Here is a 20,444-nt window from a genome sequence, read left to right on the forward strand (position 1 = left end):
TTTACATTTACGGTCAGAAGCCCAGCGAAAGCAGGATCAGGGCGGCGGTGCCGACGATGATTCGCCACCAACCGAAGATCGCGAAACCGTGGCGCGAGACGAAATCCAGCGTCCAGCGCACCACGAGGACGGCGGAAAGGAAGGCGAGGAGGAAGCCCACGGCGATGTCCGTCAGCGCCGAGAAGTCGAGGATGTGGCGGCTTTTCCAAAGGTCATAGGTGAAGGCCCCCGCCATGGTGGGCATGGAGAGGAAGAAGGAGAATTCCGCCGATGCCCGCTTGCCCACGCCCATCAGGCGCGCACCGACGATGGTGGCGCCCGAACGGCTGACGCCGGGGATCATGGCAAGGCATTGGATCAGGCCGATGGACAGCGCCTTGCGGAAGGGCAGTTGCATCGCGTCTTCATGGAGGGGCGCGGGGGCGATGCGGTCGACCACCAGAAGGACAAGGCCGCCGAGGATGAGCATGGTCGCGATCAGGACCGGGGTTTCAAAAAGGATCGTTTTGATGATGTCATGCGCCAAGACGCCGATCACGGCGGCGGGGAAGAAGGCCAAGAGCACCGAGGCCACGAACCGCGCCGAGGCCGGGTCAGTGTGCATGGTGGAGGCGACCTGCCAAAGCTTTGCCGCATAGACGGTGAGGATGGCCAGCACCGCGCCAAGCTGGATCACCACCTCGAACGTGCGACCGGGGCTGTCGAAGCCAAGGAAATGGCCCAAGAGCAACAGGTGACCGGTGGAGGAGACGGGAATGAATTCGGTCAGCCCTTCGACAAGGCCGAGGATCGCCGCGACGAGGGTGTTCATGTCCATGGGAATGTCCTAGCGGGCGCGCAGGCGGGTGGCGCGGACGGTGCCGTCTGGCTGCACCTCGCCGCGCATTTCGGCAGAGCCGCCAACGGTGGGCGGTTTATCAAGGCGGGTTCCCGCGTCCACGGTGAAGCGGGCGCCGTCCACCTCATTCTTGCCGGTCAGGGTGCCCCGTAGGCGGACGCGCGCGCCGACCGGGATGGGGGCAGGGGTGCCATCGGCGGCACGGGCGCCTTGAGCGATCCAATCGCGGATCAGGCGGATATCGTCATCGGGCAGCCATGGCGGGCCGTCAAAGGGCATGCGCGGATCAGCAAGGCCCGTGATGCGCCGCCAGATTTCCGACATTTCCGGATTGCCGGGGACCACGGCCACACGTTCATCGGCGGAAAGCGCGTGTTCCCACGTATCGAGCCGCAGCCCTTCGGGCGGGCCGCCGACCTTGGAATTGTCGGAATGGCACTTGGCGCAGACCTTGAGGAAAATGGGTTCCACATCGGCCCAGAGCACGTCTTCGCCGGGGGCGGGGCGCGTGCGTTCGGGCAGGGCGGTGAAGGTGGCGGTGCCTTCGGGCATGCCTGCGCCGACCCAGTCGGCGACAAGCTGAATCTCGGGTTCCGACAGGAAGGGCGGGCCGTCGAGCGGCATCTGCGGTTCGGCCTGCCCGCGCAGGCGTTGGAGCAGGGGACTCATGCCATCGCCCGCAATGACGACGGGGCCGTTTTCGGACCTGTTCAGCACGCCTTGATAGCTATCGAGGTGCAGGCCCAAAGGGGCATCGCTGCCGGAATGGCAGATCACGCAGCGTTCGGCGAAAAGCGTGCCGATGGCGGCGAAATCGGGCGCGTCCTGCGCATGGCCTGCGCTGGCCATGAGGAGAAGGGCCAGCGCAGCCCGCATAGGATCAGGCTTTCCGCAGGTTCTTGGCCGATTCCTTGATGGCGGCATATTGGCCCGAGGGACGATAGCGCCAGAGATATTCGGGCAGCACTGCCTCCATCGCGGTGGGGGTGATGCCGAGTTCGGCAAAGCCCTTGGCACCGGGGGTAACCACGTTATCGGCGCGCAGGTTGCGGACCTGATCGCGGGTGACCATGCCGTTCTGGATAAGGCCGAGGGTGACCGCCTGAAGCAGGTCGAAGGCCCCGCCCATGATGGAGGCCGCGAAGAAGGGGATGTTCACAATCAGGCGACGGCGGCGGATGACGGCCAGCATCTGGCGCATCAGATCGCGGAAGGTTTCCACATCGGGACCGCCAAGTTCATAGATCCCCGGCGCGGCCTGCCCGGTGATGCCAAGGACGGCGGCCTGTGCCACGTCATCGACATAGACGGGTTGAAAGCGGGTCTCGGCCCCAACGACGGGCAGGATCGGCCCGAAACGGGCCATGGCGGCGAAGCGGTTGAAGAAGCCATCTTCGTTGCCGAAGATGACCGAGGGGCGCAGGATCACGGCCTTGGGGAAGGCGGCGAGGATCGCCTTTTCGCCTGCGGCCTTGGTCTGCTGATATTCCGAGGGGCTGTTTTCATCCGCGCCGATGGCCGAGAGGTGGACGAGGTTGGCCACGCCCTCTTCGGCGGCGATGCGGGCGATGCGGGCGGCGCCTTCGGCCTGCACGGAATCGAAGGTGTTCTTGCCAGAGCGGTTGAGGATGCCCACGCAGTTCACCACCGCATCAGCCCCCTTCATCACCGCGCGGACCGAGGCATCGTCACGGATGTTGCAGGCGACGGGTTCAACCTGCCCGACAACGCCATAGGGTTTGACGAAGAGCGCATCATTGGGGCGGCGGACGGCGACGCGGACCCGCCAGCCTTCCTTGGCCATGCGGCGCGCGATGTAGCGGCCGACGAAGCCCGAACCGCCGTAGATGGTGACAAGCTTGTTCATGTCCGGTTCCCCAATTCTTTGTTGGGGGGTGATTACACCCTTGTGGCGCGAAGGCCAAGCATCCGCTGCGCCGCAGGGGGCCAAAGCGGGCCGGAAGATTCTTTTTGGCGACCGTTGACAGTGCCTTGGGCGTTCTTTACATCGCCCTCCATCGACTTGGGCCCAGATGGCGGAATTGGTAGACGCACTGGTTTCAGGTACCAGCGCCGCAAGGCGTGGAGGTTCGAGTCCTCTTCTGGGCACCATGTCGATCTTGCGAAGGGGCGCTGGCTTTGGCCGCGCCCCTTGGTGTTTGCGGAACGGTTTTGGGTGTGGCGCGGTCAGTTTCCAGCCGGACCCGTGGCGCTCATGGCGGCGGCGACGCTTTTCTGGGCCCCTTCCATCGCGGTGGCGATCGAGTTGGCAACATCCTGTTGGGCCTGTTGGAACGCCTGTTCGGCTGCGGCCATGTTCGCCTCGTTTACTGCCGAAGCGCTGGCCCATGAGCCGTTAACGTCGGAGGCGGCGTCGGGCCCATTCATGAAGGCGTTTCTCCTGGCAGCGCCAGCCACGCCGGATTGGTGGGAGTAACCCGTCGGGGCCTGACTGTCGGCGGTTCGGTTGCCTCGTGGTGCGAGAGAGGGTTTCGCGCTGTCCATCCGGTCTGCGAACATGGAAATCGCCGACCCTTTCAGAAGCGATGCGCGGGCAGAGGGCGAGGGCGTCTCTGCGGGAACGGGGCGCTTTGTGCTGTCTGCGCATAGCTGGGCCTTTGGGGACGTGTCACAGGGCGCCGCTTCGCTGACGGCAACTTGGGCAGAAAACAGGGAAAGGCATAGGGCGAGGGCGGAGGTCGAGGTGGTTCGAGACATGGTGACCATTTACTTTCACACGCGTTACAAAGATCGCGCCAAGACAGCGTGGAGATGCGGCGCAAGCATGACCTTTCCGTGCCAGAGCCGCGGCAAATGCATCTGCAAAAGAGGTGTTGTCCTCTGCCCGCCCTTTGCCTGAACCGTGGACAGGTAACATCGGGAATGCGGGTAAAGGCGGCGGGAGATGACGCAGCGATCCACAGCAGGTTGACCCAATGGGGCAGCAGGGTTACTGGACCCCAATCCCCTGCCGAAAGGACGCCTGCCTTGGCCATTTTCCTGCATCAGAACGACCTGCCCGATGGCCTGACCCTTGGCCCCGTCGTGGCGATTGATACCGAGACGATGGGGTTGGACCCTCGGCGGGATCGGCTGTGTCTGGTGCAGTTGTCGGATGGGAATGGGGATGCGCATCTGGTGCAGATCGCGCGGGGGCAGAGGTCGGCGCCCAATCTGGAGCGCCTGTTGACGGACCCTGAGACGCTGAAGCTGTTTCATTTTGGGCGGTTCGATATTGCGGCCTTGCAGAAGGCCTTTGGCGTGGTGACGGCCCCGGTGTGGTGCACGAAGATCGCGTCGAAGCTGATCCGCACCTTCACGGATCGGCATGGGTTGAAATACCTGCTTTTGGAACTGGTGGGCGTGGATGTTTCCAAGCAGCAGCAGACGAGCGATTGGGGCGCAGAGGTTCTGACCGAGGCGCAGAAGGAATATGCGGCGTCGGATGTGCTGTATCTGCATCCCTTGAAGGCGGCGCTGGAGGCGCGGCTGCTGCGCGAGGGGCGGATGGAGCTGGCGCAGCGCTGTTTCGATTTCCTGCCCGCGCGGGCGGAGTTGGACCTGCTGGGATGGGAAGAACCCAATGACATCTTCCACCACTGACCTTTTGGCGACGGGGCAGCGCGTCATCCGGCGCGAGGCGGAGGCGCTGACTCTTTTGGCGGATGGGCTGGATGGGGCCTTTACGGCGGCGGTGGAGATGATCCTGCGGGCCGAAGGCCGGGTGATCGTGTCGGGGATGGGAAAGTCTGGGCATATCGCGCGGAAGATCGCGGCGACCTTTGCCTCGACCGGGACGCCGGCGCAATTCGTGCATCCCGCCGAGGCGAGCCATGGCGATCTGGGCATGGTGATGAAGGGCGATGTGGCGCTGGTGCTTTCCAATAGTGGCGAGACGCCGGAACTGGCCGATATCATCGCGCATACGCGGCGGTTCGACATTCCGTTGATCGGCGTGGCGGGGCGGGCCGACTCCACCCTTATGCGGGCGGCGGATGTGGCGATCGTGCTGCCTGCGGCACCCGAGGCCTGCGAGACGGGGATTGTGCCTACGACATCCACCACCATGACGCTGGCCTTGGGCGATGCGCTGGCGGTGGCGTTGATGGAGCATCGGGAATTCACGCCAGATCAGTTCCGGGTGTTCCATCCAGGCGGCAAGCTGGGGGCGCGGCTGGCGCGGGTGGGTGATCTGATGCATGCCGATGCGCCCTTGATCGCGCATGATGCGCCGATGAGCGAGGCCTTACTGGCGATGTCGTCCAAGGGGTTTGGCGTGGTTGGCGTGACGGATTCGGACGGGTATCTTCAAGGCATCATCACCGACGGCGACCTGCGGCGGCATATGGCCGGGCTTTTGGACCTGTCGGCGGGGGATGTGATGACGGCGGGGCCGCGGACCATCGGGCCGCAGGCGCTGGCCGAGACGGCGGTCAGGGTGATGAACGAGAAAAAGATCACCTGCCTTTTCGTGGTCGACCCCGACGGCAGCCAGAGCGTGGCGGGTGTGTTGCACATCCATGATTGCCTGCGGGCCGGGATCGCGTGATGGCGCGGGCGGCGGGCAGCGGGGATGGCTGGTCGCGGCTTGTGGCGCTGCTGAAGGTGGTATTGCCCTTGGCCGCGCTGGGGGCTTTGTCGACGCTGTTCCTTTTGTCGGATCGGATCAATCCGGAGGACGCGCTGCCCTTTGCCGATGTGGATGTGGAGGCGCGGCTGCGCGAGCCGCGGATGACGCTGCCCACCTATGCGGGCGTGACCGAGGATGGAAGTTCCATCGAAGTGCAGGCCTCCGAGGCCCGCCCCGCGCAAGATGGCGTGAAAGGCCAATCGGCGGTGGATGTGGCGGGCGTGATGACGACGCCCGACGGGGTGGTGACGCATCTGGTGGCCGATGCCGCCGACCTGCCCTTGGATCAGAGCGAAGTGACCTTTACCGGGAATGTCGTGCTGGATCACGAAACGGGCTATCGGGTGCGCAGCGAGGCAATGACGGCCAGCTTGCAACGCACGGACGTGCGGTCGGATGTTCCTGTCATTGCGGATGGGCCTTTGGGGCAAGTCACCGCCGATACGATGCGCCTGACGCAGGGTGGGGCTGGTGCCAATGGATATCTTCTGGTTTTCAACGGAAACGTTAGGCTGATATACCTACCCAAGAAGTAATGCGAATGTATTGAGGATCGGATGCCATTGTCTTTGCGCGCGATAATCGTCCCGATGACGCTGTGGGCGATGGCAATCGCGGCGGCAGCGCAGGCGCAAACGACGGTCGCGCTGACGGGATTGAAGCAGGACTCATCCCTTCCGGTGGAAGTCGAAAGCGATACGCTGAGCGTGGATCAGGGCACGGGCGAGGCGGTCTTTACCGGAAATGTGAAGGTTGTTCAGGGGGATATGACCATCACCTCAGAGCGCGCGCGGGTGGAATACACGCCCGGCGGCAACGAGGTGCATAAGGTTTTCTTTTACGAAAACGTGCTGTTCACCAGCCCCACCGATGCGGCGGAAGGGGATGAGGCGGTCTATACGCTGGCCACGGGTGAAGTGGTCATGACGGGCAATGTGCTGTTGACGCAGGGGACGACGACCATCGCGGGGCCGCGCCTTGTGTATAATCTGGATGCCGGGACCGGGGTGATGGAAGGCCGCGTGCAGACCGTCTTTGTTCCCGGCAGTGGCACACCATGAGGGCGGGGCCCGATCTGACGGTGACGCAAGGATCGGCCGGATTGGCGGTCCGGTCGCTGCGCAAGAGTTACAAGCGGCGTCCGGTGATCCGGGATGTATCAATGCATCTGAACCGGGGCGAGGTGGTGGCACTGCTTGGCCCGAACGGATCGGGGAAGACGACCTGTTTCTACGCCATCGCGGGGCTGGTGACGCCGGAAGGCGGCGAAGTGCTGATCGATGGGCGGGATGTGACCATGCTGCCGATGTATCGCCGCGCGCGGTTGGGGATCGGCTATCTGCCACAGGAGGTTTCGATCTTTCGGGGCCTATCGGTCGAGGACAATATCCTTGCCGTGCTGGAGATTACCTATTCCGACCGCCACAAGCAGCGCGAGCGGTTGGAGGAATTGCTGTCGGAATTTTCCATCACCCATCTGCGGCGCGCGCCTGCGCTGGCGCTGTCGGGGGGGGAGCGGCGGCGGGTGGAAATCGCGCGCTGTCTGGCGGCGGACCCGAAATACCTGCTGCTGGACGAACCCTTTGCCGGGGTGGACCCGATCGCGGTGGGCGAGATCCGGCATCTGGTGCAGGATCTGAAGGCGCGGGGAATCGGGGTTCTGATCACCGATCACAATGTGCGGGAAACGCTGGAGATCGTTGACCGCGCCTATATCCTGCATGACGGCAAGGTCCTGATGAGCGGCACCACCGATGAGGTGGTCCGCGACGAGATGGTGCGCCGCGTCTATCTGGGTCAGAATTTCAGGATCAGCTAACACGCAGGTGCCGGGTTTCCCCGGGTCTGTAAGACTCAGTTGACAAGTGGGCAGTGGCGGATGCCAAATGCTTGTGATGCGTGTGCAAATCGCCCTTGTCGATCCCACCCGGACCGCCGCCATGACGGCAGGTCACCTTGCGGGATCGGACCTTCGGACCCAAGTCAGATTCATGAGGCCGAGAACGTTCCCGATCCCGGGGCGCGATGGCCTGTTTCACGCGGAGGACCCAGCATGCGTTACCAGATCAGTGGAAAACAGATCGACATTGGAGAGGCGCTGCAAACGCATGTGAAGGCGGAATTGGGCGAGGTGGTGGAGAAATACGCCCAGCGCCCGACCGATGCCGTGGTGATCTTTTCGCGCGTGGCGCATGAATTCGTCTGTGAAGCAACGATCCATCTTTCCACTGGCCTGACGGCGCAGGCCAAGGGGCATGCAGCGGAAATCTATGCCGCTTTCGAATCCTGCCGCGAAAAAATGGACAAGCAGCTGCGTCGCTATAAGCGGCGTTTGCGCAGCCATCACAGTGCGCGGACGGCCCCTGTTGAATTCGGCGCCGGGTCTGCATATATCCTCGCGCCAAGCGAGGAACCCGAGGACGACGACCACAGCACCGATCCACAGCCCATCGTGATTGCCGAGATGGAGACGAAGATCCCTTCGATCACCGTCGGCGAAGCGGTCATGCAGCTGGAATTGGGGGGTCAGAAGATGCTCGTGTTCCGCAATGAGGGACATGGCGGCGTGAATGTCGTGTACCGTCGGGATGACGGGAACATCGGCTGGATCGATCCGCGCAACAGCAAATGACGCCCCTGCGGCGGATAGGAACGACGTAAGGCATGGACCTTTCCAAGCTTTTGATCCCCGGCGCGGTGCGTGTTGTCGGGCAGTTGACGAGCAAGAAGCGGCTTTTCCAGGAATTGGGAGAGCTTGCCGCGCAGGCCTATGGGATGAGCGGGGCGACCGCCATCGACGGGCTGCAAGAGCGGGAAAGTCTGGGACCGACCGGCGTGGGGCATGGCATCGCCCTGCCCCATGCGCGGCTGGAGGATCTGGCACAAATCCGGGGCGTGTTCATCCGCCTGGAAAAGCCCTTGGATTATGACAGCGTGGATCGGCAGCCGGTTGATCTTGTCTTTGGGCTGTTCGCGCCAAAGGATTCGGGCGTGGATCATCTGAAGGCGTTGGCCTTGGTCAGCCGGACGATGCGGGATCAGGCGGTGGTGGCGAAACTGCGCGCCAATAACGACCCGGCCAAGATCTATGCGATCCTGACCGAGGCGCGGACGACGCAGGCGGCCTAACGCAGGGGGTAGAACCCCAATCCCTGATAATCGCGGGTGTAGGCGTCGCGCGCGGCCTCTTCCAATTCGCCATCGCGGATGGTGTCGAGAAGCGCATCCTCGGGGTCTTGCGGGGGAAGCGGCGGCGGGGCGGGCAGGCCCAATTCGGCAGCAAGATAGGCCATGCCTTCGGCAAGGCGGTCTTCACGCAGGATCAGATCGGGCGATTGCAGGGTGGCAAAGCCTTGCAGAACGGCCGATTGCGTGGCCCATGCGGGATCGGTCTTGAACGAGGTCTGCCCGGCAAGGTTGCGTTTGAGAAAACGCAGGAAGGCGAGGAAGGCCGTACGGCGTTCGGCGGGATCGGTGAAGGGTTGGCCGGGGGCGGGCAGCGTGATGCCGTATAGGCGCGCGAGTTGCCGGCGTTGATCACCTTGGAGCGGGCCTTTTTCCAGCGCGCAAAAGGCGCGGTGGGCACGGTTAAGGGGATGGCGCAGAACGGTAAAGCTGCGGCTGCCGGGATGCGCACGACGCCACAGGCGGAGCGTTTTATGCGTGAAATCCGTTTCCGTGCCGCCAAGAGAGGCGAACCAGTTCAAAACGGGTTTCAGAGGCGCGCCCTTGATCGGCATGAAAAGAAGCGGGGCCGTTTGAGAGGCGATATAGCCCGGCACGGCGGCGGCGCGGCGGGGTTCGAAATTGGGCGTGCGGGCAAGGTTGAAGCGATCCAGCCGCGCCAGCGACAGTTCCATCGCGGCGGGGTTGGTGACCTTGTCGGCCAAGGGTTCGGGGTTCTGGACGGTCAGGCTGGTATCGACGGACTCAAGCCGCCCTTCGACCCCCAGAAAGGCCGCTAGGCCGTTCAGGACGGCCAGATCGGGGATATCGTCATAATCGATCCAAAAGGCCGTCTGCCCGCGCGTCTGAAGCGCGTTGAGAAGGCGGATCTGGGCCTGCTGCACCTGATCGAGATGGGTGGTGAATTCCACGGCGTCAAAGCGGGCCTTGGCCTGTTTGAGGTTCTTGGGGTTGGTCAGTTTCCACTGACCTGTGGCCTGCGCGATCTTCAGGCTGACATAGCTTTCCAACGGGTTGCGGGTCAGGATGATCTTGGCGCAGCGCGGATCATCCATGACCAGATCGAAGATGCGGGGGTCATGATCGTGGAAATAGCGAAAACCCGACAGGCCCGGCGTGCGTTCGCGCATGCGGCGCAGAAGAAGGGCGGGGTCCGCCTCGCGTTCGGCAAGGGTGACGCCGAACATCTCTGTCTGGTCCTTTTTGCCGATGAAATAGGGATTGAACGCCTCGCCATGACAGGCGATGCCGGAGATGGCGTTCAGATTGGCTTCGAGGAAGTTGGAGCCTGTCCGCATTTCCGCGAACATGACAAAGGAATCGAACGGGCGGGTCACTGGTTCACTTCACTAGGTAAGGGCGGCCCCGCCGTGAATCGGTGGGACGCGGGTCGCCCGTGGCGGGAAAATCGCCCATCAGGACGGGTTGCATGCCTTGGTTGCGGAGGTTTTGCAGGAATTGGCCGAAGCCGGAAAGATCGGTCAGACGCGGCGCCTCGGTCAGGCGGCGCAGCGAGCGGGGGCTGATTTCATCGACGATGGTTTGCAGAGGTTCCATCGGGTTTTCGATGAATTCGGCAAGGTTCCAGACGCGGATGCGCGCCTTGCAAGAGGCGTGGCGGAGGATGGCGAGGTGGTCAATCTCGATCTTTTGGAGGCGGGCGGCATCGCGGCGGATATCGGCGAAGTTGCGGTTGGATTTGAAAAGCGGGATCGCCCAAGCCCCTGAGATGACCGAGATTTGGGCGTTGGAATCAAGCGCCATGAACCAGTTGAGATCCTGATTATCGGCGGGGCCGAACTGGAAGCATTGGCGTTCGCCGCGCGTGGCCCAGATCAGGTTGGCGAGGAAAGATTTCGGGTTGTAATCGCGGATTGCGGCGCTGTCGGACAGGGCGCCGTTGAACACCGCCTCACCCCCCGCGAATTCGACGCGATCAGGGGCGAAGAGATGGCCATGCACGCGGGTGCCCGTCACTTTGCCCAGCCAGCCTTCGAAACCTTCGAACACATCAGAGAAGCCTTGGAACACCGAATAGGCGGCGGCGGAGCGGCCGTTTTCCCAATGTTCATTCGGAAACCGGCTTTGCATGTAAAGACCGGGGCGGCCCTTCACGCGGCGTTCGACGGCCTTGGAAAACAGGCGATCAATCTTGCCGGGATTGGGTTCGCCGCCCGCCTGCCCTTCGGCATCATCGGACAGGAAGGTGGAGTAGAGCTTATTCGCATGCGGCCAGATCTTGCGCGCGACAAAGCAATCGGAGCGGCGCAGGAGTTGCAGGTGATCGTCGTAGAAGATGTGGGGCTTGCCCTGAAAGTCGAACTTGGACAGCGTGAGCGAGCGGCTTTCGACATTGGCCGAGACCTGCCGGACAAGCGTCTGGAAATAGCTTTCATCCGGAATCCAGACCCGGCGGAAGTAGCGGTCATAGGTGGCGCGGTCGGGACCTTGGAGAATGGTGGAAAGCGTCTGGCGGGTGAGGCACCACCATTGGCTGCCCAGATGCGGGACGATGCCATTGGGGATGGCACGCTGGAACCGCACCGCGCGTTGCAGCTTCACGTAGCGGTCAAAGAGCCAGCGCTGCGTGCGCCATGAAAAGGGGAAACGCAGGGTGAAGCGTTCCATGTTCAACCCGCCGATTGTCCAGCCCACCTCTTCGGTGGTGACGGATTCGATGAAATCGGTGCGGGGGCGTTCGTCGAGATAGGCGATGAGTTCCTTGACCGGGCGCAGCGGCAGGCAGGACCCAGAGGCAAGGTAGACGTGGCGGACGGAGGGGAATTCGGCCAGCATCACCTCAGACGCGGATTGCGTGGCGGCGACGATGCCCCAGGTGCCCCATTCACAGGCGAAGCGTTCCGAGAAGCGGATATTGGGCAGATCGGAAAGGTCGGATTGAAGTTTCTCAACGCTCCACTTGCCGACGCGCTTGTCGACGTGGATGACGACGGGGCAGCCGCGTTCGGCCCAGTGGCGCGCGGTATCGGCGGCGCGGTGCAGCGCTGTGTGGCACAGCATGACGAAGCCGAGCGTGCCGTTCTGGCGCGGGGTGGTGGTGGGGAGCGTGTCATCCGTTGCGGTCATGCCCAGTTCCCTTTGGACATGAGGCCGAGGATTTCGAGCTGGCGCCAGTTGATGTATTTTTCCGACCACTTGCACCAGAGATCGGGTTGGTTCTTCACCCCGTCCAGATAGGCGCGGTATTCGACGCTGTTGGCATAGTGCTGGTGGCGGGATAGTTCCTCTTGGGCCTTGACGGCGAAAGTGTCGAGGAATTTGGCATGGAGCAGGCAGCCCGACGCCTTTTCGCCGCCCCATTCATCATAGACGAGGTTCAGGCCGCGGGGCAGAAGGCTGTGAGTGGAACTGTTATAGGCGTAGGCGCGGTTCCATTTCACGAGCGGGATCTTGTTCAGCGCGGGTGCCTTTTTCGGTTCTTCGGGAAAGAAGACGCGGGCGCGGGGGCCACCTTGAATCCAGAGGTTGCCATCGCCGGGGTTGCGTTTGACGGAATAGTTGGCGCTGTCGAACCATTGGGCGATTTCGAACGGGTCCTGCCCTTCGCGGTAGGGCTGCGCGTCCATCGGCCCCTTGGGATACATGTCCAGAAGCATGGCCGAAAAAGAGCGGACCCCGGAACTTTCCAGCCAATCCGTCAGCGCGCGCAGGGGGCGGGTTTCGCAGAAGGGGTAGACGAGGAATTCGTCCGGGTCGACCACCAGCGTCCAATGGCCGTGGCAATATTTGCGCTGAAGCGCGGTGATCCAATCCATCCCGAAGCGCGAGCGTTTATAGCTTGCTTGCGTTGACCAGAGCGAGACATCGGGTTGCTGCTGGAGATATTCGCGCGACCCGTCATCCGACCCGTTGTCGACGATCAGGAAATGGTTCACCCCGAGATCGCGGTAGTAGCGCAGGAAATAGGGCAGGCGGATGCGTTCGTTCCGCAGGGTGGAGAGGAGAAGGATGCTATCCCCCCTTATCGCCCCGGTGCGGTTGACGACGGGTGACATTTCGCGCCGCTTGGCCCAAGCGCGAAGGTGCAGACGTCTGCGGCGCAGCCTCAGCCGATATGCCCCGACAATCCCCACTGGCCCTGCCCGTCCTTACCTTTACCCTTCGCCGCCATGCTTTTGCGGCGAAAGCTGTTCCCGAAACTTCCGTGCCTCTGCGCCGTTTCAGAACGATCCGCCCAGCGGGCACCCGTCCGGCATTTTGCGACAGGATAGTATGTGGCATGGGGCAAGTAAACAATTGCTGGACGGCAGTGAAATTTGCATGGATCGGGCCGGATCAGACCCAGCCGCCGCGTGACATGAGACCAAGGGATTCCAGCGCGCGCCATGTGGTCAGGCGGCGGGAATGCGGGGTCCAGAGATCGGGGTTTTCGGTCAGCGCGTCATAGTAGCGGTCATAGAGGGCGGAATTGGAGAAATGTTCGCCCCGTTCCTGTTCGACGCGGGCCCGATCCACGATGGTGTGGAGGAATTTCGTGTGGAGGAGAAGGCCGGAAGGCGCCTCACCCCCATCCTTGTCATAGATGCGGTTGAGGGGCGGGGGCAGGAGGGAATGGGTGGAATTCACATAGGCATAGCGCCAGTGCCATTTTACCAAGGGCACCTTGTTCAAGGTGGGCGCGCGGCGGGGATCGGCGGCGAAAAAGGCACGGGCGCGTGGGCCGCCTTGAATCCAAAGGTTGCCCATGGGTTGCTGCACCCGGATGCCATAGCCCGCCGGATCGAACCAGTGGAGATTGGCGAGCGGATCTTCACCCGCGCGATAGGGGAAATCGCCGACCGGGCCTTTTGGATAAAGGTCAAGCATCATGGCCCCGAACATGGGGCGCCCTTGCCCATCCAGCCAACGGGTCAGGGCCCGCAGATCGCGGCTGTCCCAGTAGGGGTAGATCAGGAGTTCGTCGGCATCGAGGGTGAGGCACCAATGGCCGTTCCCATGGCGCATGAGCAGCCAGTTGATCCAATCCATCCCAAAGCGAGACGCCTTGTAAGAGGCGGTGGTTGTCCAGAGCGAGACATCCGGTTGAGCGGCGAGGAGATCGGTGGTGCCGTCATCGCTGCCGTTGTCGACGATCAGGAAATGCGACACGCCGAGGCGGCGGTGATGGTCAAGAAACCACGGCAGGCGGATGGATTCATTCCGAACGGTGGCGAAGGCGAGGATGTCGCCCTTGCCGATTGCGGCCGTGCGGTCGTGGCGGGGGGTCAGGTCGTGGCGATGGCGGACGGCGTGAGCCAGATACCTGCGCCGTTTCCAGCGCAGGCGGTAGGCCTGCCAAAGGTCATCGGGCGTGGTGGTCAACCTGCCCCCGGCGCCGCCTATTGGGCGGCCTTCTGAAGGGCGACCATGTCGTTCAGGTAGACCGAGAATTCGTCGCGCAGATCGGGGCGCGACAGGCCGAAGGCCACTGTGGCCTGAAGGAAGCCTGCCTTGGAGCCACAATCATAGCGCTGACCACGGAAGCGGTAGCCATAGACCTTGCCTGCGGCGGTTTCTTCGGCAATCGCGTCGGTCAACTGAATCTCGCCACCCGCGCCCTGTTTCATGCGGTTGAGATTCGTCAGGACTTGCGACGACAGGATGTAACGGCCGATCACGGCGAGGTTCGAGGGCGCGGTGCCGGGCGCGGGCTTTTCGACCATCCCTTTGGCCTTGACGATGGCGCCCATGTCTTCGCCGATATCAAGGATGCCGTAGGATTTCGTCTTTTCGGGTGACACTTCCATCGCGGCGACCATATTGCCGCCGGTTTCGGCATAGGCTTCGACCATCTGCTGGAGGCAGGGCTTTTCGGCGGCGATCACGTCATCGGGCAGAAGCACGGCGAAGGGTTCGTTGCCGATCAGGCGGCGCGCGCACCAAACCGCATGGCCAAGGCCGAGTGGGCGGTTCTGGCGGATATAGGCGATGGCGCCGGAATCCATGTTGGTTTCCTTGAGCACCTCAAGCAGGTCTTCCTTGCCGGCTTTGCGCAGCGCGCTTTCCAGTTCGGGGGCGTTGTCGAAGTAATCCTCCAAAGCGGATTTGCCGCGCGAGGTGACGAAGATGAATTCCTTGATGCCAGCGGCGCGCGCCTCATCGATTGCGTATTGGATCAGGGGGCGGTCGACCAGCGTCATGATCTCTTTCGGGATCGACTTGGTCGCGGGGAGGAAGCGGGTTCCAAGACCTGCAACTGGAAAAACAGCCTTGGTGACCTTACGGACCTTCATATTCAGCACCTACTTCTGGCCCCGGACTGCCCAGGGCATCACCTGCCTAAATGCACAGCTCTGGCCCGCCTTGGGCGACATGCCAAGGGCAGATTAGCAGCGTTCTTCGCAAGAAGAAACGAATGCCTTCTGCGGTAGCGCGGCATTTGCCCCAAGGCAAGGAGCCTGCCTCATCAAGCATCAGGCCAAGGCTGTTTTATGGCAAAGGGTCGCCGATCTGTGGGCCGAAATGCCTGCGTGCAAGGCACTATGCCATGGCGGCGAGCATGGCTTCGATCACCGGCACGTCGGAAGGGTTGTTGAGTTCCCAGAACTGACGCCCCTTTGCCGCTACCTCGACGCAGAGGACGGAGCGACCATTTTCGAGGAAGCGGAGCTGTTCGAGGCCTTCGAGTTTTTCCAAGGGGCCTGTCTGCCAGCCGGGATAGGCGGCAAGGGCGGCGGGGCGATAGGCATAGACGCCGACATGGTGGAAGACGGGGGTGGGTTCGTCATCGCCATAGGCGCGGCCCGTGTAGGGGATGACTTCCTTTGAAAAATAAAGTCCGCGCATGCCTGCGCCGAAAACGGCGGTGGTGCCGCCGACGCGGCCATGGCGGCGGTCTTCCAGAAGCTTGGCCAGCATCGCGCCTTCGCAGCGCAGGACGGGGGTGGCCACTTCGGCCCCCGGATCGGCGAGGAGGCCAGCAACGAGGTCTTCGATGAACCATGCAGGCGTCAGGGGGGCATCGCCCTGCAGGTTCACGATGATGTCGTGGCCGGGAAGTTTCGCCGCCACCTCGGCGCAGCGTTCGGTGCCGTTCTGGCAATCGGGGGATGTCATCACCACCTCGGCGCCGAAGGATGCGGCGTGATCGGCAATGCGGGTGTCATCAGTGGCGACCACCACGCGGTCGGCGCCACGGACGGCCATCGCGGCCTCCCACGACCGGCGGATGAGGGTCTTGCGGCCATCGGGACCGTTCAGTTCCACCAGCGGTTTGCCGGGATAGCGGGTGGAGGCATAGCGGGCGGGGATGGCGATAAGGACGGTCATTTCTTCAGGTCCACTCCGGGGGCAAAGGCGATGAAGAAGGGATTGTCCCAGCCCGGCTTGCCATAGGTCAGCGGTTCGTGCGTGTCGAAGCGGACGACATGGCCCCCTGCCCCGCGCAGGACGGCATCGCCTGCGGCGGTGTCCCATTCCATGGTGCGGCCAAGGCGGGGATAAAGGTCGGCCTCGCCCGTGGCGACGAGACAGAATTTCAGGCTGGAGCCAGCGCTTTTGGAATCGCGGACGGCGTATTTGCCGATGTAGTCATCGGTGGCCTGATCGCGGTGGGATTTCGACGCCACGACCATGAGCGCGGTATTGTCGGGGGTGGACACGCGGATGGGGCGGGTTTCGCCGGGGTGGTTTTGGTCGAAGGGACCCGTTTCCTCGACCGCCATGCCATCGGGGAGGGTGTAGAAGAGGCGGCCCTGCGCCGGGGCATAGACCACGCCGCGCCGGGGGATGCCGTCTTCGACATAGGCGATGTTCACGGTGAAATCGCCGCGGCGCTGAACGAATTCCTTGGTGCCATCCAGCGGATCGACGATCAGGAAGGTGCGGGCGGTCAGGGCGTGGCTTTCGGCCTGTTCTTCGGTGATGAGCGTCACTTCGGGGAAGGCCGCGCGCAGGCCTGCCGAGATGAGGGCATCGGCGGCCTCGTCCGCCTCGGTCACGGGGGAGGCGTCGGATTTCGACTTCACCTCGAAATCGGGGCCATTATAGACCGCGAGGATGGCATCGCCCGCCTGAAGCGCCAAGCGGCGGATGACCGGGATGAGGGTGTCGAAATCCATAAGAAACCTCGCATCGGCGGATTTTCCGCCACAGTTGAACGATACACGTGGTCGCCTTATCATGCCGGAAAGGAAAAACGGCAAGATTGAGCGGTACCGGGGTCGAAAGCGCCCCGCAGCACGAGGTGACGGCAGGTGCGGTTTTACGCAGAGGTCAAGCGGACACGGGCGCGGACGGCGTTCGGCATGTTGGAACTGGTGTTCCACGGCGCGGTGCACAATGTGCGCAAGACCCATACCAGCGCGGTGATCGGCCTTTTGCTGAACCTTACGCAAATGGTGATCATGATCGGGTTCTTTTACCTGATGATGAACTTTGCGGGGATGCGCGGGACGTCCATACGGGGCGACTATGTGCTGTTCCTGATGTCCGGCATTTTCATGTTCATGACGCATGTGAAGACGTTGCAGGCGGTGATGCGGGCAGAGGGACCGACATCTGCCATCATGAAGCACGCGCCGATGAACACGCTGATCGCGGTGGGGGCGGCGTCGCTGGGCGCGCTTTATACGCAGATCTTTGCGGCTTCGATCGTGCTTTATGTCTATCATGCCGTGATGTCGCCCCTGACCATCGACGAACCGGTGGGCATGATGGGGATGCTGCTTCTGGCATGGGGCACGGGGCTGGCCATCGGGATGATGTTCCGCGCCGCGATGCCGTGGCAACCGCGGTTCTTCGGGACGGTGGCGCAGCTTTATACCCGGATCAACATGATCGCGTCGGGCAAGATGTTCGTGGCCAATGCGATGCCGACAGCGGTGCTGGCCTTTTTCGACTGGAACCCGCTGTTCCATGTGATCGATCAATCGCGGGGCTATGTGTTTTTAAACTATGCGCCGCGCTATTCGAGCATGGAATATCCGATCTATATCATGCTGGCCTGTCTGACGATCGGATTGATCGGGGAATATTACACCGGCAAGCGGGTCAGCCTAAGCTGGTCGATGGGCAAGTAACGATCAGGCAACCACGCGCAGCGTCAGGTTGATGCGCCCGCCCTGCGGCAGCAGGCGGGAAGAGCCAAAGCGCGTGCGGTCGATCCCGTGGAAGGCAAGCCGAGCCTCGCCGCCCATCAGCAGCGCGTCGCCGGATTTGAGCCAGAGGCTGGTGGTTGGGTCGCGGCGGTTCGGGCCACCGATGCGAAAGAGTGCTTCATCCCCAAGGCTGAGGGAGAGGACGGGGAAGGAGAAATCGCCTTCGTCGCGATCCTGATGCAGGCCCATCTTTGCGCCTTCGCCGTAGAAGTTGACAAGACAGCAATCCGGCACACGGTCCAGCCCCGTGAGGCGATGCCAAAGCGCAAGGATGGCGGGCGGGATCGGGGGCCACGGCTTGCCAGAGGGGTGGCGCGGTTCATAGCGGTAGCCCGTCGCATCGGTGATCCAGCCCAGCCGCCCCGCCGCCGTCATGCGCACCGACATCGGCCGACCCCCCGGCGTGACGGGCGACATCAGCGGTGCGGCGGCCACCACGGTGCGCAGATCGGCCACCAAGGCCTGCTGCGCGGGCAGGTCGAGAAGCCCCGGCCAATGCAGGCAGCCGCGGATTTCCTGTGGCGTGATCATCGGCATGCTCCCTGACATCTGCCTAAATTCCATCCTTTGCAACGCTTGCAGGCCCCGGCACCCCCCCTTATATACAGCCGGACGCCGCGTGATGGGCTGGCCGCCCGCACCTGACGCCATTGGGATCGGGGCCGGATGCCTTGCCAGGGTCCAGCCCCCTAACATCGCCGACTGAAGAGGTAGCATATCATGGCCAAAGTCATCGGGATTGACCTCGGGACCACGAATTCCTGCGTTGCCATCATGGATGGATCGCAGCCCCGGATCATCGAAAACTCGGAAGGGGCGCGCACCACGCCCTCGATCGTCGCTTTCACGGAAAGCGAGCGACTGGTGGGCCAGCCGGCCAAACGGCAGGCCGTGACAAACGCCGCCAACACGATCTTTGCCGTAAAGCGCCTGATCGGGCGTCGGCATGACGATCCGGCGGTGACGAAGGATCAAAAGAACATCCCCTACAAGGTGATCAACGGCGGCAATGGCGACGCCTGGGTCGAAGTGCGGGGCGAGAAGTATTCGCCGTCGCAGATTTCGGCCTTCATCCTGCAGAAGATGAAGGAAACCGCCGAGTCCTATCTGGGTGAAACGGTGACGCAGGCCGTGATCACGGTGCCTGCCTATTTCAACGATGCGCAGCGGCAGGCGACCAAGGACGCGGGCAAGATCGCGGGTCTTGAAGTGCTGCGGATCATCAACGAACCGACGGCGGCGGCGCTGGCGTATGGTCTGGACAAGAAGGAAAGCCGGACCATCGCGGTCTATGACCTTGGCGGCGGCACCTTCGACATCACGATCCTTGAGATCGACGATGGTCTGTTCGAGGTGAAATCCACCAATGGGGACACGTTCCTGGGCGGTGAAGATTTCGACATGCGGATCGTCAGCTATCTGGCCGACGAGTTCAAGAAAGAGCATGGCGTCGACCTGACGCTGGACAAGATGGCGCTGCAGCGCCTGAAGGAAGCCGCCGAAAAGGCGAAGATCGAGCTTTCCTCCAGCCAGCAGACCGAAATCAACCAGCCGTTCATTTCGATGGACAAGAACACCGGGCAGCCGCTGCACCTTGTGGTAAAGCTAACCCGCGCGAAGCTTGAATCGCTGGTCGATGACCTGATCAAGAAGTCGATGAAGCCTTGTGCGGCGGCCCTGAAGGATGCGGGCCTGTCCACCAGCGATATCGACGAGGTGGTTCTGGTCGGCGGCATGACGCGGATGCCGCGCGTGATCGAAGAGGTCACGAAGTTCTTCGGCAAAGAGCCCCACAAGGGTGTGAACCCGGATGAAGTTGTGGCCGCTGGCGCCGCTATTCAGGCGGGCGTGCTGCAGGGCGACGTGAAGGACGTGGTCCTTTTGGACGTGACGCCGCTTTCGCTGGGGATCGAGACGCTGGGGGGTGTCTTTACCCGCCTGATCGACCGCAACACGACGATCCCGACGAAGAAGAGCCAGATCTTCTCGACCGCCGAAGACAACCAGAACGCCGTGACGATCCGGGTGTTCCAGGGCGAGCGCGAGATGGCTGCCGACAACAAGATGCTGGGACAGTTCAACCTTGAGAACATCCCCCCGGCACCGCGTGGCATGCCGCAGATCGAAGTGACCTTTGACATCGACGCGAACGGCATCGTGTCCGTCAGCGCGAAGGACAAGGGCACCGGCAAATCGCAAGCCATCACCATTCAGGCATCGGGTGGCCTGTCGGACGATGACATCGAAAAGATGATCAAGGATGCCGAGGCGAATGCCGAAGCGGACCGCGAGCGCAAGGAATTGGTGGAAACCAAGAACCAGGGCGAAAGCCTGCTGCATTCGACGAAGAAATCCTTGGCCGAACATGGCGACAAGGTCGATCCGTCGACGGTGGAGGCCATCGAGTTTGCGATGTCCCCGCTTGAAGATGCGCTGAAGGGCGAGGATGCGGGCAAGATCAAGGGCGCGATCCAGAACCTGACCGAAGCGGCGATGAAGCTGGGCGAGGCGATCTACAAGGCCAGCCAAGCGGAAGCCGAAGGCAAGGACGAAGACGGGCCGCGGCCGGTGGATGACGATATCGTCGACGCCGATTTCGAGGATCTTGGCGAAAACAAGCGGAAGTGACACCGCGTGAATCGGAAGAGGGGGCGGTTCGGGAACGGGCCGCCCCCACCCGGTTCTGAGAGGG

The 20,444-nt window shown here is 62.7% G+C and carries 21 protein-coding genes and 1 tRNA gene; 10 read left to right on the plus strand and 12 right to left on the minus strand.

Going from position 1 to position 20,444, the window contains the following annotated elements:
* Positions 1-13: 13 nt before the first annotated feature.
* The 3 genes from QF092_RS12420 to QF092_RS12430 are packed head-to-tail and all read right to left on the minus strand — an operon-like array spanning position 14 to position 2,705.
* Entirely contained in the window at positions 14-817 is an 804-nt protein-coding gene (locus tag QF092_RS12420) for an undecaprenyl-diphosphate phosphatase (RefSeq protein WP_281464213.1), read from the minus strand.
* A gap of 9 nt (positions 818-826) precedes the next feature.
* Complete coding sequence (locus QF092_RS12425; RefSeq protein ID WP_281464214.1) at positions 827-1,714, minus strand: c-type cytochrome domain-containing protein; 888 nt, start codon at positions 1,712-1,714, stop codon at positions 827-829.
* 4 nt (positions 1,715-1,718) lie between these two features.
* Positions 1,719-2,705 (minus strand): complex I NDUFA9 subunit family protein, encoded by a 987-nt coding sequence (locus QF092_RS12430; protein WP_281464215.1) that lies wholly within the window; start codon positions 2,703-2,705, stop codon positions 1,719-1,721.
* A gap of 160 nt (positions 2,706-2,865) precedes the next feature.
* On the opposite strand from QF092_RS12430, the gene QF092_RS12435 reads away from it, so the two are divergent.
* Positions 2,866-2,950 (plus strand) — tRNA-Leu (locus QF092_RS12435).
* Positions 2,951-3,025: 75 nt separating this feature from the next.
* Here QF092_RS12435 and QF092_RS12440 read toward each other — a convergent pair.
* Complete coding sequence (locus QF092_RS12440) at positions 3,026-3,226, minus strand: hypothetical protein (protein ID WP_281464216.1); 201 nt, start codon at positions 3,224-3,226, stop codon at positions 3,026-3,028.
* A 600-nt stretch (positions 3,227-3,826) separates the two neighbouring features.
* Here QF092_RS12440 and QF092_RS12445 point away from each other — a divergent pair.
* The 7 genes from QF092_RS12445 to QF092_RS12475 all read left to right on the plus strand — a co-directional run bounded on the left by QF092_RS12445 (position 3,827) and on the right by QF092_RS12475 (position 8,597).
* On the plus strand, positions 3,827-4,441 hold the full coding sequence (locus tag QF092_RS12445; protein WP_281464217.1) for a ribonuclease D: 615 nt from the start codon (positions 3,827-3,829) through the stop codon (positions 4,439-4,441).
* Positions 4,422-5,387: a KpsF/GutQ family sugar-phosphate isomerase gene (locus tag QF092_RS12450; protein WP_281464218.1), complete on the plus strand. Its 966-nt coding sequence runs from the start codon at positions 4,422-4,424 to the stop codon at positions 5,385-5,387. The genes QF092_RS12445 and QF092_RS12450 overlap by 20 nt, the downstream gene beginning before the upstream one ends.
* The gene (lptC, locus tag QF092_RS12455) at positions 5,387-6,004 is read left to right on the plus strand and encodes an LPS export ABC transporter periplasmic protein LptC (RefSeq protein ID WP_281464219.1); all 618 of its coding nucleotides are present in this window, start codon (positions 5,387-5,389) and stop codon (positions 6,002-6,004) included. Before QF092_RS12450 ends, lptC begins: the two co-directional genes overlap by 1 nt.
* Positions 6,005-6,058: 54 nt before the next feature.
* Complete coding sequence (lptA, locus tag QF092_RS12460; protein WP_281464220.1) at positions 6,059-6,529, plus strand: lipopolysaccharide transport periplasmic protein LptA; 471 nt, start codon at positions 6,059-6,061, stop codon at positions 6,527-6,529.
* A complete protein-coding gene (gene lptB, locus QF092_RS12465; protein ID WP_281464221.1) occupies positions 6,526-7,287 on the plus strand; it encodes an LPS export ABC transporter ATP-binding protein in 762 nt (253 codons plus the stop codon). The genes lptA and lptB overlap by 4 nt, the downstream gene beginning before the upstream one ends.
* Positions 7,288-7,521: 234 nt before the next feature.
* Entirely contained in the window at positions 7,522-8,100 is a 579-nt protein-coding gene (gene hpf / locus QF092_RS12470) for a ribosome hibernation-promoting factor, HPF/YfiA family (protein WP_281464222.1), read from the plus strand.
* A gap of 32 nt (positions 8,101-8,132) precedes the next feature.
* Complete coding sequence (locus QF092_RS12475; RefSeq protein WP_281464223.1) at positions 8,133-8,597, plus strand: PTS sugar transporter subunit IIA; 465 nt, start codon at positions 8,133-8,135, stop codon at positions 8,595-8,597.
* On the opposite strand, the gene QF092_RS12480 is transcribed toward QF092_RS12475, so the two are convergent.
* From QF092_RS12480 to cysQ, 7 genes are all read right to left on the minus strand, one after another.
* Positions 8,594-9,964: a nodulation protein NodH gene (locus QF092_RS12480; protein WP_281464224.1), complete on the minus strand. Its 1,371-nt coding sequence runs from the start codon at positions 9,962-9,964 to the stop codon at positions 8,594-8,596. The two genes, QF092_RS12475 and QF092_RS12480, sit on opposite strands and share 4 nt — an antisense overlap.
* A 31-nt stretch (positions 9,965-9,995) precedes the next feature.
* Complete coding sequence (locus tag QF092_RS12485) at positions 9,996-11,741, minus strand: DUF5927 domain-containing protein (protein ID WP_474198316.1); 1,746 nt, start codon at positions 11,739-11,741, stop codon at positions 9,996-9,998.
* Positions 11,738-12,724: a glycosyltransferase family 2 protein gene (locus QF092_RS12490; protein WP_281469963.1), complete on the minus strand. Its 987-nt coding sequence runs from the start codon at positions 12,722-12,724 to the stop codon at positions 11,738-11,740. Before QF092_RS12490 ends, QF092_RS12485 begins: the two co-directional genes overlap by 4 nt.
* A gap of 226 nt (positions 12,725-12,950) precedes the next feature.
* Positions 12,951-13,976, minus strand: coding sequence for a glycosyltransferase family 2 protein (locus tag QF092_RS12495; protein WP_281464225.1), 1,026 nt, complete (start codon positions 13,974-13,976; stop codon positions 12,951-12,953).
* Between the two features lie 17 nt (positions 13,977-13,993).
* The gene (galU, locus tag QF092_RS12500) at positions 13,994-14,887 is read right to left on the minus strand and encodes a UTP--glucose-1-phosphate uridylyltransferase GalU (RefSeq protein WP_281464226.1); all 894 of its coding nucleotides are present in this window, start codon (positions 14,885-14,887) and stop codon (positions 13,994-13,996) included.
* Positions 14,888-15,134: 247 nt separating this feature from the next.
* Entirely contained in the window at positions 15,135-15,923 is a 789-nt protein-coding gene (locus QF092_RS12505; protein ID WP_281464227.1) for a 3-deoxy-manno-octulosonate cytidylyltransferase family protein, read from the minus strand.
* Positions 15,920-16,714, minus strand: coding sequence for a 3'(2'),5'-bisphosphate nucleotidase CysQ (gene cysQ, locus QF092_RS12510; protein WP_281464228.1), 795 nt, complete (start codon positions 16,712-16,714; stop codon positions 15,920-15,922). The genes QF092_RS12505 and cysQ overlap by 4 nt, the downstream gene beginning before the upstream one ends.
* 135 nt (positions 16,715-16,849) lie before the next feature.
* Between cysQ and QF092_RS12515 the strand changes: the two genes are divergently transcribed.
* Positions 16,850-17,674, plus strand: coding sequence for an ABC transporter permease (locus QF092_RS12515; RefSeq protein WP_281464229.1), 825 nt, complete (start codon positions 16,850-16,852; stop codon positions 17,672-17,674).
* A gap of 3 nt (positions 17,675-17,677) precedes the next feature.
* Here the strand turns inward: QF092_RS12515 and QF092_RS12520 are convergent, their stop codons facing one another.
* Positions 17,678-18,289, minus strand: a complete 612-nt coding sequence (locus QF092_RS12520) for an alpha-ketoglutarate-dependent dioxygenase AlkB (protein WP_281464230.1) — start codon at positions 18,287-18,289, stop codon at positions 17,678-17,680.
* A gap of 183 nt (positions 18,290-18,472) precedes the next feature.
* On the opposite strand from QF092_RS12520, the gene dnaK reads away from it, so the two are divergent.
* On the plus strand, positions 18,473-20,380 hold the full coding sequence (dnaK, locus tag QF092_RS12525; protein WP_281464231.1) for a molecular chaperone DnaK: 1,908 nt from the start codon (positions 18,473-18,475) through the stop codon (positions 20,378-20,380).
* Positions 20,381-20,444 lie beyond the last annotated feature (64 nt).

The sequence above is a fragment of the Fuscovulum ytuae genome (genome assembly GCF_029953595.1).
Classification (GTDB): Bacteria; Pseudomonadota; Alphaproteobacteria; order Rhodobacterales; family Rhodobacteraceae; genus Paragemmobacter; species Paragemmobacter ytuae.

Bases quoted from the DNA above. Each gene is read 5' to 3' on its own strand.
- QF092_RS12420 (WP_281464213.1), bottom strand. From the start codon at position 817: ATGGACATGAACACCCTCGTCGCGGCGATCCTCGGCCTTGTCGAAGGG.
- QF092_RS12425 (WP_281464214.1), bottom strand. From the start codon at position 1,714: ATGCGGGCTGCGCTGGCCCTTCTCCTCATGGCCAGCGCAGGCCATGCG.
- QF092_RS12430 (WP_281464215.1), bottom strand. From the start codon at position 2,705: ATGAACAAGCTTGTCACCATCTACGGCGGTTCGGGCTTCGTCGGCCGC.
- QF092_RS12440 (WP_281464216.1), bottom strand. From the start codon at position 3,226: ATGAATGGGCCCGACGCCGCCTCCGACGTTAACGGCTCATGGGCCAGC.
- QF092_RS12450 (WP_281464218.1), top strand. From the start codon at position 4,422: ATGACATCTTCCACCACTGACCTTTTGGCGACGGGGCAGCGCGTCATC.
- lptC (WP_281464219.1), top strand. From the start codon at position 5,387: ATGGCGCGGGCGGCGGGCAGCGGGGATGGCTGGTCGCGGCTTGTGGCG.
- lptA (WP_281464220.1), top strand. From the start codon at position 6,059: ATGACGCTGTGGGCGATGGCAATCGCGGCGGCAGCGCAGGCGCAAACG.
- lptB (WP_281464221.1), top strand. From the start codon at position 6,526: ATGAGGGCGGGGCCCGATCTGACGGTGACGCAAGGATCGGCCGGATTG.
- hpf (WP_281464222.1), top strand. From the start codon at position 7,522: ATGCGTTACCAGATCAGTGGAAAACAGATCGACATTGGAGAGGCGCTG.
- QF092_RS12475 (WP_281464223.1), top strand. From the start codon at position 8,133: ATGGACCTTTCCAAGCTTTTGATCCCCGGCGCGGTGCGTGTTGTCGGG.
- QF092_RS12480 (WP_281464224.1), bottom strand. From the start codon at position 9,964: ATGTTCGCGGAAATGCGGACAGGCTCCAACTTCCTCGAAGCCAATCTG.
- QF092_RS12485 (WP_474198316.1), bottom strand. From the start codon at position 11,741: ATGACCGCAACGGATGACACGCTCCCCACCACCACCCCGCGCCAGAAC.
- galU (WP_281464226.1), bottom strand. From the start codon at position 14,887: ATGAAGGTCCGTAAGGTCACCAAGGCTGTTTTTCCAGTTGCAGGTCTT.
- QF092_RS12505 (WP_281464227.1), bottom strand. From the start codon at position 15,923: ATGACCGTCCTTATCGCCATCCCCGCCCGCTATGCCTCCACCCGCTAT.
- cysQ (WP_281464228.1), bottom strand. From the start codon at position 16,714: ATGGATTTCGACACCCTCATCCCGGTCATCCGCCGCTTGGCGCTTCAG.
- QF092_RS12520 (WP_281464230.1), bottom strand. From the start codon at position 18,289: ATGCCGATGATCACGCCACAGGAAATCCGCGGCTGCCTGCATTGGCCG.
- dnaK (WP_281464231.1), top strand. From the start codon at position 18,473: ATGGCCAAAGTCATCGGGATTGACCTCGGGACCACGAATTCCTGCGTT.